General features: G+C 71.3%; 8 protein-coding genes. 5 read left to right on the top strand and 3 right to left on the bottom strand.

All coding sequences use genetic code 11. From position 1 onward, the window contains the following. Nucleotides 1–80 precede the first annotated feature (80 nt). From CP970_RS24795 to CP970_RS24785, 3 genes are all read left to right on the top strand, one after another. Complete coding sequence (locus CP970_RS24795; protein ID WP_055543734.1) at nucleotides 81–842, top strand: GOLPH3/VPS74 family protein; 762 nt, start codon at nucleotides 81–83, stop codon at nucleotides 840–842. Nucleotides 843–1,265: 423 nt separating this feature from the next. After that, nucleotides 1,266–2,123 carry a helix-turn-helix domain-containing protein gene (locus CP970_RS24790; protein WP_055543735.1) on the top strand — a complete coding sequence of 286 codons (858 nt, stop codon included), beginning with the start codon at nucleotides 1,266–1,268 and terminating at the stop codon, nucleotides 2,121–2,123. Nucleotides 2,124–2,425: 302 nt separating this feature from the next. Beyond that, nucleotides 2,426–2,635 (top strand): DUF397 domain-containing protein, encoded by a 210-nt coding sequence (locus CP970_RS24785; RefSeq protein WP_055543736.1) that lies wholly within the window; start codon nucleotides 2,426–2,428, stop codon nucleotides 2,633–2,635. A gap of 121 nt (nucleotides 2,636–2,756) precedes the next feature. Here the strand turns inward: CP970_RS24785 and CP970_RS24780 are convergent, their stop codons facing one another. Next, on the bottom strand, nucleotides 2,757–3,608 hold the full coding sequence (locus CP970_RS24780) for a hypothetical protein (RefSeq protein WP_055543742.1): 852 nt from the start codon (nucleotides 3,606–3,608) through the stop codon (nucleotides 2,757–2,759). Nucleotides 3,609–3,723: 115 nt separating this feature from the next. Between CP970_RS24780 and CP970_RS24775 the strand changes: the two genes are divergently transcribed. Together CP970_RS24775 and CP970_RS24770 are read left to right on the top strand one after the other, a co-directional pair. Continuing rightward, nucleotides 3,724–4,518 (top strand): SDR family oxidoreductase, encoded by a 795-nt coding sequence (locus CP970_RS24775; RefSeq protein ID WP_055543737.1) that lies wholly within the window; start codon nucleotides 3,724–3,726, stop codon nucleotides 4,516–4,518. A gap of 327 nt (nucleotides 4,519–4,845) precedes the next feature. Next, nucleotides 4,846–6,405: a sodium:solute symporter family protein gene (locus CP970_RS24770; RefSeq protein WP_055543738.1), complete on the top strand. Its 1,560-nt coding sequence runs from the start codon at nucleotides 4,846–4,848 to the stop codon at nucleotides 6,403–6,405. On the opposite strand, the gene CP970_RS24765 is transcribed toward CP970_RS24770, so the two are convergent. Together CP970_RS24765 and CP970_RS24760 are read right to left on the bottom strand one after the other, a co-directional pair. Beyond that, nucleotides 6,390–7,508, bottom strand: a complete 1,119-nt coding sequence (locus tag CP970_RS24765; protein WP_055543739.1) for an ADP-ribosylglycohydrolase family protein — start codon at nucleotides 7,506–7,508, stop codon at nucleotides 6,390–6,392. The two genes, CP970_RS24770 and CP970_RS24765, sit on opposite strands and share 16 nt — an antisense overlap. A gap of 168 nt (nucleotides 7,509–7,676) precedes the next feature. Next, nucleotides 7,677–11,048: a tetratricopeptide repeat protein gene (locus CP970_RS24760; RefSeq protein WP_079043126.1), complete on the bottom strand. Its 3,372-nt coding sequence runs from the start codon at nucleotides 11,046–11,048 to the stop codon at nucleotides 7,677–7,679. Nucleotides 11,049–11,093: the final 45 nt, after the last annotated feature.

Below are 11,093 nucleotides of genomic sequence, written 5' to 3'. Positions count from 1 at the left end.
CCGTACTTAGCGGTCAGGCACTCTCGACAGATGAATGTGAGAGGGGTCACCCTGTCATTCATCCACGCGGGGAGGCATGGATGGGCAGGAGCCGCAGAACAATTCCGGAGGAGCTTCTGCTGCTCGCTTTGGACCCGGCCACGGGTACCACAGCGCAGCCGCAGTCGCTCGACCTCGGTCTGGCCGGAGCACAGCTAGTGGAGCTGGCGCTGGCCGGACGGATAGCCCCTGACGGGGATCGTATCGCCGTGGTGATGCCACGGCCGACCGGAGATCCGACTTTGGACTCCGCACTGGAACTGCTGCGCAGGCGCGGCAGCCCGGTTCGGGCGGTCCACTGGATCGGCGGGCCCCGACTGGGGCTGCGCCAGACGTACCTCTCGCACCTGGAGCGATGCGGCATGGTCCATGCCGTGGCGGGCCAGATGTGCGGGGTGCTGCCGACGACTCGCTACCAAGCGACGGACACGGCAATCAGCCGGGAAATCAGGTCCCGGCTCGACTCGGCGATCCGCACCGGTGTACCGCCGGACCCGCGGACCGCGGCGCTCGCCGCCCTGGCCCACGCGGTCGGTCTCGGCAAGCATCTGTACCCGGGGAACGAAGGGCGTTCATCGCGCTCACGCCTCCGGGACCTCATCAGGCACGACCCCATGGGCGGCCTCGTGGCACACGCCGTGATGGACGTTCAGAACGGCGTGGCCGCTCAGCCGCGCCGCAGCGCCGCACCGGCAGGTCCCGCGGGACCCAGCGGTCGGCAGCCGGCCAGGTCGGCACCGGACCCCGCGGGGGTTCCGATGCAGCCGCGGCGTGGATCCATGGCACGCGCCGTGGCCCACTGAGCACCACCCGGCACATACCGCTCGGCACCGCACCGTCAGGTCACGCCGAGCACCGCTCAGCACCAGCACGCACCATCAGCATCACTTCGTACCGCTCAGCACCATCACGCACCACGCACCACGCACCACGCACCACCAGCGCCGCACCGCAGTCCCCCAGACCCGGTTCGGGAGCCGCTGGGCCGCGCGGGGCAGTGGCACCGGACGTCCGGACGACGCCCGGTATCACCACCCCGCGCGGCCACACACCCTTTGGCGCCACAGGGACGGCACGCAGCCCAGCAAGGGCGGCACGCATTCCGTTTACGGCCGCCCTCTCGTCCGCACATCCGCTGTTTCCCAGCGGTGCCACACCCGTTGGTGGCACTCTGCTGAGCAGCAGATACGCAAAGTAGAGGCATGTAAGCCGGAGGTGCACGTCCCGTGGCGTCCAATGTCAATCCCACTGTCAGGCGACGCCGGTTGGGCCAAGAGCTCCGTCGGCTCCGCGAGCTCAAGGGCATGACGGCCGAGGAGGTCGCCGAGCGCCTGCTCGTCTCGCAGTCGAAGATCAGCCGCCTGGAGAACGGCCGCCGGTCGATCAGCCAGCGCGACGTCCGCGATCTCTGCGGCGTCTACGAGGTCGAGGACGTCCGCATCGTCGACTCCCTGATGCAAATGGCCAAGGACTCCCGCCAGCAGGGCTGGTGGCACTCCTTCGGCGACATCCCGTACAGCGTGTACATCGGCCTGGAGACCGACGCCGCCTCGCTGCGCGTGTACGACCCGCAGGTCGTCCCCGGCCTCCTGCAGACCCGTGCGTACGCCGAGGCGCTGGTCACCGGCGCGCTCCCGGAGACCACGCCCACCGACATCGAGAAGCGCGTCCAGGTGCGCATGCGCCGACAGGACCGCATCGCGGCGCCCGACAATCCGCTGCGCCTGTGGACCGTTCTCGACGAGTCCGCGCTGCGCCGCGTCGTGGGTTCCCGGCATCTGATGCGCGACCAACTTGAGCATCTCGTGGAGCAGTCCCAACTGCCGCACGTGACGGTCCAGGTGATCCCCTTCGACATGGGTGCGCATCCCGGGCTCAATGGGCAGTACGCGATTCTCGAGTTCCCCGACGCGGCCGATTCCAGCGTGGTCTACATCGAGGGCGTCACGAGCGATCTGTACTTGGAGAAGGCGAACGACGTCCAGCAATACAGCGTCATGTACGAGCATTTGCGCGCACAGGCCCTGAATGTGGAGCAATCACGTCAGCTCATCGCGGACATCGCCAAGGAGTACGCCCGCTGATCTCCGCGACCTCCGATGAGGTCTCGGACGCGCGCCTGACGTGCGGAATCATTTATTCCAGCTATCGGTATCCGGTGCACACAGTGCCGTATCAGCCACCCCTGCGCGGAAAGTGCCGCACGGTACACCCTTGCCGCGCCGGGGCGGAAGACCCCCCTGGAATATGCCATCCGGTTGAGTGAACGGTCCCTTCACGCACCGATGTTGGCGAGTAGCGTCATTCACGCCACCGAGAACCAGCGTTGGCGCACACCGCGCCCTGCGGTGACAGCAACTCGACAACTGGACAGACCGGAGCAGACATGGCAATTCAGCAAGGCGCGTCGAATTCGTGGGTCAAGTCTTCCTATTCCACCGGAAACGGCGCATGCGTCGAGGTGAAATCCCCGCTGCGGCAGGGAATTTCGGTCCGTGACTCCAAGGTCGTCGAGGGCCCGGTCCTCGCCTTCCCCACCGCCTCGTGGAACGCGTTCGTCACCGAGGTGAGCCGGGGAGCAGCCGACCTCGGTTGATAGACCTGGACTCCGCCCGCGACAACCACACAGAGCAGCACCGATCCGAACCGAACAGAGCAGCACCGAATGAGCCCTCTCGACTGGCCCGCCGTCCCGGCCGAGGGGGCTCGGCCTTGCCTCAGCGCAGTTCGTCCACGTACCGATCGGTTCCCGGCACCGTCGGGATGAACGGAGCCACCAACTCCACCCGGCCAAGACCCGATTCGGCGACCGCGGCGTCCCGCGCGGCGAAGTGTGCCTCCCAGCACTCCCGCGGATCCTCCTGGAGGAACCACAGCAGCGTCAGCCTGGTGTCCACGCCCTCGACCTGCTTCACGTACGTCATCCGGTCCCCCGGCAGCGGCGTCGGCCGGAAGAGCGTCACCATCGCGGCGGGCGAACCGGCGAGCGCGCGCGGCAGGTGGCGCGAGCGCAGCCACTCCAGCAACTCGGCCCGCTCCGCCGGGCCTTCGGCGTCGACGACTTCGAGGACGAGCCCCTTGTACGGGTGGTCCATCGCGTGGAAGTCGCGCGGGCCCGCGGCGCCGTCCCGGTAGACGGTCGCCTCGTGGTCCTGGAAGGAGGTGAAGACATGGGTGCGGTCCTGGTAGACACGGCCGTCGCGGTTGAGCCGCTTGTTGATCCCCACGGTCCACTTCATGTGGTCGTCGTAGCGCCCTTCCGTCACCCAGTACGTGGAGAGGTAGCACCCCGCGGTGACCGGCTCCGCGATCGCGGACTTGTCGGGGTAGCGCAGCCGCTGGAGCGCGCGCGTGGCCACCCAGCGGCGGCCGGCGTACATCCAGGGCATGGCCATCGCGCCCGCGTAGTAGTGGTCGTCCTCGTACCAGCGGTTGTACGCGAACTCGTGGCCCGGGTGCGGCTCGACCATGGTGATCAGGGCGTGCCCCGGATGGACGCCGTAGGGCCCGACGGCGGCCAGTTCGGCGTAGGTGTCGCTGTGGGTGTCCTCGCGGGCGGCCGCGCGGATGTCCTCGCGGGCGCCCGCGCTGGGGTCATCACTCACGTCTCTCCCCTTCCTTCCTCCGGTGGACGCCCATACTCTGACGCCCCGTCAGCAAAACTGCCAGAGCCGGGAGGCGCCCATGCCGTCGTCGCTCCTCGAAGGAAAAACCGTCGTCGTCTCGGGCGTCGGCGCCGGGCTCGGCCACCAGGTCGCGGCCGCCGTCGTGCGCGACGGGGGCAACGCCGTGCTCGGGGCGCGCACGGAGGCGAACCTCGCGAAGTCCGCCGCCGAGATCGACCCGGAGGGCACCCGCACCGCCTACCGCGCCACCGACATCACCGACGAGTCCCAGTGCCGGGCCCTCGCCGCGCTGGCGGCCGAGCGCTTCGGCGGAATTGACGCCGTGGTCCACGTCGCCGCCTGGGACAGTTACTTCGGCGGGATCGAGGACGCCGACTTCGACACCTGGCGGCAGGTCATCGACGTCAATCTCCTCGGCACCCTGCGGATGACGCGCGCGTGCCTGCCCGCGCTCAGGGAGCGGCGGGGCGGTTCGGTGGTCTTCATCGGCACGCAGTCGGCGATCGCCGCGCCCTCGCAGGTGCGGCAGGCCGCGTACGCGGCGTCCAAGGGTGCGCTGACCTCGGCGATGTACTCGCTCGCGCACGAGGTGGGTCCTGACCGGATCCGGGTCAACACGGTGCTGCCCGGATGGATGTGGGGGCCGCCCGTCGAGGCGTACGTCCAGTTCACCGCGCATGCGGAGGGCGTGCCGGAGGCGGAGGTTCGTGGGCGCCTCGCCTCCCGTATGGCGCTGCCCGATCTTGCCACGGACGGGGACGTGGCTGATGCGGTCGCCTTTTTGGCGTCCGAGCGGGCTCGGGCCATCACCGGGCAGTCGCTGTTGGTCAACGCCGGGGAACTGATGCGCTGACATCTCGTTTCACGCTGCGGGCCGGCGGGGGCTGGTCGCGCAGTTCCCCGCGCCCCTTACGGGGCGCCCCCCCAAAGCCGTACGGGAATCAACTCCCGTGCGGCTTTTGTGTGTTCGGGGCATGCCACTCGCTGGTCACATCCATGAACATAGATCAGCTAACCGAACGATTTTACTTGCTCTTGACCTCGCGGACGGTTGTCGGCGATGTCCGCCCGAACCCACGATGAGCGGGCACTTGCGGGCCGTTTCCGGGCTCGTCGGCCGGTACTGGCGAAGTGCGAGCCAGTTATGCGCAGTTCACCAGGCGGACCCCTGGAGGGCCATATGAACAGTCTCGACTGGGCCGTGCTCATCGGCTACTTCGGCGTGATGGTCGCGATCGGCGTGTGGTCCCACAAGCGGGTCGACAACGTCAGTGACTTCTTCACCGCCGGCGGCAAGATGCCCTGGTGGCTCTCGGGCATCTCCCACCACATGTCCGGCTACAGCGCGGTGATGTTCACCGGGTACGCGGGCATCGCGTACACGTACGGCGTGACGTCCTTCGTCACCTGGTCCTTCCCCATCGCGCTCGGCATCGCCATCGGCGCCAGGCTCTTCGCCCCCCGCATCAACCGGCTGCGCTCGCGGCTGCACGTGGCCTCCCCCCTGGAGTACCTGAAGAACCGCTACAACCTCGGCACCCAGCAGGCGCTCGCCTGGTCCGGCATGCTGCTCAAGATCGTGGACGTGGGCGCCAAGTGGGCAGCGATATCGACCCTGTTGTCCGTCTTCACCGGGGTCTCGCTCAACCAGGGCATCCTCATCACCGGCGTGATCACGGCGATCTACTGCACCATCGGCGGCCTGTGGGCCGACGCGCTGACCGAGCTCGGCCAGTTCATCATCCAACTCCTCGCGGGCATCGCCATGTTCGTCGCCGTCGTCGGCAAACTCGGCCCGCACGGCGGCTTCTTCGGCGTGTGGGACGAGCCCGAACTCGCCGGTCACGGCAAGCCGCTGGTCGGCCCGTACGGCACGGTGTTCCTGCTCGCGTTCCTCTTCATCAAGCTCTTCGAGTACAACGGCGGCATGCTCAACCAGGCGCAGCGCTACATGGCGACCGCCAACGCCAAGGAGGCCGCGCGCTCCGCGAAGCTCTCCGCGGCCCTGTGGCTGGTCTGGCCCGTCGTGCTCTTCTTCCCGATGTGGATGTCGCCGCTGCTCGTCGACGCGAAGAAGCCCGACGGCTCGGACGCGTACGCCCTGATGACCGAACAGCTGCTCCCCCACGGCCTGTTGGGCCTGGTCATCGTCGGCTTCTTCTCGCACACCATGGCCATGTGCTCCTCCGACGCCAACGCGATCGCCGCGGTCTTCACCCGGGACGTGGCGCCCGCGTTCTCCGCGAAGGCCAGGGCCTGGAGCGAACGCAAGGGACTGATCGCCGCCCGCCTGACCACGGTGGTCTTCCTCGGTCTGTCCATGGCGGTCGCCACGCAGGTGAACTCGCCGACGTTCAAGGACATCATCACGGTCGTCATCAAGTGGGTCGCCGGTCTGATGGGCCCGATCGCGATCCCGATGATGCTGGGTCTGCTGCGGACGTTCCGCAAGTCAGGACCGACGGCGGCGCTGACCAGCTGGGCGGCCGGGCTCTTCGCCTTCTACCTGGTCAACTACCCGATCGACGACGCGGTCGAGGGCGGCGTCGCCCTGCAGTACCAGGTGTCGATCCCGCTGGCCGTCTCGCTCGTCCTCTACATCGTCATCGGCTTCGTGAAGCCGGAGGACACCCCGGAACGTGACGCGCTCATCGAGAAGCTCAACACGGACGACGACGACGGCTCGGCGGGAGCGGCCGCCGTGCCCTCCCCCGCCGCGGAGCCTCAGGCGCGCGGATAGCGGGCCAGCCACCCCGGTGAGGAGAGAGCGGGCCCGTGCAGCGCGGGGCCCTGGGTCATCTCCATCGCGAAGTCGTCCGCGAGTTCCAGGATGGTGGCGCGGCCCTCCAGCTCGGTGAGCCAGCCGGGCGGCAGGGCCGTCTCGCCGTGCAGCGCGCCGAGCAGCGCCCCGCAGAGCGCGCCCGCCGCGGCCGACGCGCCGCCGTGGTTGACGGCGAGCCGCAGCCCGTGCCGGATGTCCTCGCCGACCAGGGCGCAGTACACGGCGGCGGCGAGCGCGCCCTCCGCCGTGCCGTCCGCGACGAGCTCCTCCACGCGCGCCGGCGTCGGCATGCCCTGGCGTACGGCGCCGAGCGCGTGCCGGAGCGCGTCCGAGACGGGCTGCTGGCCAGGGCGGGCGGCGAGCAGGGCGAGGGTCCGCTGGATCGCGCCGTCGAGGGATTCGCCGCGGGCCAGGCCGTGCACGATGACGGTGTGCGCGCCCGCCGCGAGATAGGCGGTGGGGTGGCCGTGGGTCTGGACGGCGCACTCGACGGCGAGCTGCAGGACGAGCCCCGGCTCCCAGCCGACGAGCAGGCCGAAGGGCGCGGACCTGGTGGCGGCCCCCGCGCCGGGGTCGTCGGGGTTCTTGGGTGCTTCGAGGGTGCCCATCACCTCGTCGGCGAGGCCGAGCAGACAGGCCCGCGCGGGGTCGCGCCGTGCGTACAGCCACTCCTCGCGGGCCAGCCAGCCGTCCTCCTCGCGCCGCTCGTCGGGGCCCCAGTCGCTCTGGGTGGCGGCCCAGCGGCGGTAGGCGCGGTGCAGGTCGGTCGGCGGGTGCCAGGCCCCGGTGTCGCGGCGCACCTGGGCGCGTATGAGTCCGTCGACGGTGAACAGGGTCAGCTGGGTGGCGGCGGTGACGGCGCCGCGTCTGCCGTGCGCGAGGGCGGGCTCGGTGAGCCCCTCGGCGCCGTGCGCCTCGCGTATCGCGTCGAGGGAGAGGCCGTCCACGGGCGCCCCGAAGGCGTCCCCCACGGCGGACCCGAGCAGGGTGCCGCGCACCCGGCTGCGGAAGTCCTGCTGCTCGGCGCGGCCCCAGACACCGGTGGCTGCTGCAGTGCCCACCTGGCCCCCTTCCGTGGCTCGACCGGTTGCGACTGCGCAGCACTGTAATCGACCGGGAACGATCGGTTCAGGTGCCAAGTGGTATGCGCGGAGTCGCCCCTGAGGTCGCTTTTGAACGACGTTCACGGAGTCCCCGAACCACGTCCACCAGACGTCCAACTCCGCTCGTCAGACGTCCGGTGAACCGGGCGCCCCCGGCGCCGCGACGGCGCCTTCCGCGTACCGCGCGCCGAAGGCGTCCCTGGCCGCGGCGACGCGGGCGAGCCGCGGGCCGAGACGGGCGCGGTCCATCCCCGGGGCCTTCAGGAGGTCGGCGAGGAACCCGGCCATCTCCGCCAGGTCGTCCCATTCGAGAGCGGCGAGGCCCGGGCCGAGAACACCGGCGAGGCGGGCGTCGAGCGCGGCCCAGTCGCCCCGCCCCACGGCGATCACGGCGTACAGGAAGTCCAGCCAGACCGAGTCGGTGCCCGTCTCCGCCGCGAGCCGTTCGACCCCGCGCCAGAGCGGGGCCGCGGCGGCCGCGCCCTCGGCGCAGGTCACCACGATGGCGACCATGATGGCGGTGGTCTCCGCGTCCTGTTCGCCGAGCCGCTCCGCCGCCGCGCGGGCCCGCGCCCACTCCCCCCTCCTGAGGTACGTCTTGGCCAGCTCCTCCGCGCCGTCGGCGCCCCCGGCCTCCGCGTCGGGCCGCAGGTCGTCCAGTGCCAGGTCGGGACGGCCCAGCCAGAGGTGGACGTCGGCCCGCGCGCGGCGTGCCCAGTCCGGCTCCGCGCCGCACTCGGCGTAGGCGGCGAGGTCGGCGAGGGCCCGCTCGGTCCTTCCGGTGGCCGAGGCGAGCCCGGCCCGCAGCCGCAGGGCCCAGCCCGACCGGGGTTCGAGCCCGATGACCCGGTCCAGGTCGGCGAACGCCTCGTGGTACAGGTCGAGTTGACGCAGCAGGAGGCTCCTGCGGCAGAGCGCCGCGTGGTACTCGGGGTCCAGTTCGATGGCCCGGTCCAGATCGGCGCGGGCCTCCTCGTACCGGTCCAGGAAGTAGAGCGCGGTCGCCCGGTAGTAGAGGATCCAGTCGGTGTCGGGCGAGAGCTCCTTGGCCCGGTCCGCGTCCGCCAGCGCCTTCTCGTACTCGCCCATCTCCTGGAGCACCTTGGCCCGGTGGGCCCGCGCCCACGCGTAGTCCGGGGCGAGTTCGAGGGCCCGGTCCAGATCGGCTATCGCCTCCTCGCGCCGCCCCAGGTTGCCCCGTGACACACCGCGGCCCGCGTACGCCGTCCAGTTGTCGGCGCCGAGTTCGATCGCCTTGTCGTAGTCGGCGAGGGCCTCCTCGTCGCGGTCTGCGGTGCGCAGGGCGTTGCCCCGGTCGCAGACCACCCAGCCCAGCGAGGGCGCCAGCTCCACCGCGCGGTTCAGGTCCACAAGAGCCCGGTCGTACTGGTCGAGGTCGACCCGCGTCATGCCCCTGCGGACCAGCGCCCACACGTAGTCGGGGGCGAGCGCGATGGCGCGGTCCAGGTCGGCGAGGGCCGCGTCGTGCCGCCCCTGCGTGTGGTGGAGGCAGCCCCGGCTAGCCAGCGCCTCCTCGTCCGTCGCGTCGAGCTCGACGGCCCGGTCCAGGTCCCGCAGCGCCTCCTCCAGGCGCCCGCTGTTGCGGTAGACCTCGCCCCGCATCGAGTACGTCCTCGCCAGGTCGGGGCTCAGCTCCACGGCGCGGTCCAGGCTGGCGAGGGAGGCGGCCTCGTCGTCCATGTACCAGTAGGTGACGCCCCTGCCGTAGTGGGTGCGCTCCAGCTCGGGGTCGAGCGCGAAGGCCCGGTCGTACTCGGCGAGGGCCTCCGCGTGCAGGCCGCTCTCCCGCAGGTCGCGCGCCCGCACCTGACGCGCCACCGCCTGGACCGCCGTGTCCAGGCCCGCCCGGTCGAGCAGCAGCTGCAGCGCCGCGGGTCCCGCGCCCTGCCCGAGGGCCGCAAGCAGATCGCGGCCCCACGCGCCGACCGCCTCGGCCTCCGCGTCCTCCCCGGCGTCCACCAGGAGCCTCGCCCACCGCTGGGCCACGCCCCTGCCCACGTCGCAGGCCTCGACGAAGTCCCCGAGGACGGCGGGCAGCGCGGTCCTCGGCGACCCGCACAGCAGGTGGTAGGACTCGGCGATGCGCAGCTCGCGCCACGCCTCGTCCATCCACAGCTCCTTGTCCTCGCGGCCCGCGGCGGCGCCCGACCGCCACTGCCCGAACGTCCGGGCGAGCAGCCCGTGCAGCTCCGCCCAGCCGCGCGGCGAGCGGTGCCGCTGCAGGCGCAGCATCGGCGCGCGCACCACGTCGTGGTACTGCAGCCGGTCGCCCCGGTCGCTGACGAACGGCAGGCTCCGCAGCCAGGCGAAGACGCCGGGCACCTCGGCCTCCTGGCACACCCCCGCCACCGCGGCCCCGACCACGTCCGCGTCGAGCCGCCTGGGCAGCGCGCACGCCAGCGCGGACGCCCGGCGCACCGGGTCCTGCTCCCACTTCAGGAACCGCTCCACCGCCGTGACGCTCGGGTCGCCCACGTCGTCCGGCTCGGTGGGCCGGTTCTCCGCGAGGGTCGACACGAGGACGGGCAGCCCGCCGGAGAGGCGGAGCACCTCCTCGATCACCGGCTCGGCGACCACGCCCTTGCCCGCGAGGAGGCCGCGCGACTCCTCCTCGGTGAAGGGGCCCAGCGGCACGTCCGTGACGTAGTCCGCGTAGCCGCCCCAGCGGGTGGTGTCGAAGGGCTGCTGGCCCGCCGTGACCACGACGACCTTGGCGGGAAGGGCGCCGTGCCGCTCGGTCGTCATCACCTCGTGCAGCCAGCCGTCGAGGAACAGCGACGTCCGTTCGTACGTGTCGAAGAGCAGCACGACCCACGGCACCGCCTTCGCGGCCTGCGCCAGCTCCCTCAGGAGCACCGGGGTGAGGACGCGCTCGGGGGACAGGACCAGCTGGACGTCCTCCTGATTGCGGAAGCGGGCACTGAGACTCGCCCTCAACCTGTCGGCGCCCTGGGCCAGTTGGGCCGGGTCGACGGCGCCCGCGAACGCGCCGACGCCCGGCACCAGGCCGAGCCCCACCAGGCTCGCGCGGGCCACCGTCATGCTGCCCCCGGACGGGGCGGGCTCGGCGCCCTGCGCCCCCGCGGGCGGCCCCGCCGGGGCCGACTCCGCCTCGTGGCGGCGCTCGCGGTGTGTGGTGAGGATCTGGTCGAGCTCCTTCAACCGCCGCCCCTGGCGGGCGAATTCGGCACTGATGGCGGCCATCGCCTCGGGGACGCTGCCCACCGACTCGTCGACGTACGCGGTCAGGGCGCCGCGCTCGCGGGCGAGCTGCTCCATCTCGTGCACGAGAGACGTCTTGCCGACGCCCGCGTTGCCGTGGACGTGGAAGAGGAAGCGGTGGCGCAGGTCGGCGGGCGGTACGTCGAAGTTCTCGCGGAACGCGGCCAGTTCGCCGCGGCGGCCGATGAAACCGGCCCTGCCCCTACGGCGGATCAGCTCCTGCATGGACGGCTCCGCCGCATCGGCCTGCGCCATCGACTCTCCCCCGTTTCCCGCTGACCAGCTCTGCCCAGCACTGCC

It is taken from the genome of Streptomyces kanamyceticus, from assembly GCF_008704495.1.
GTDB lineage: Bacteria > Actinomycetota > Actinomycetes > Streptomycetales > Streptomycetaceae > Streptomyces > Streptomyces kanamyceticus.
This window is presented reverse-complemented; position numbering and strand designations above follow the sequence as displayed.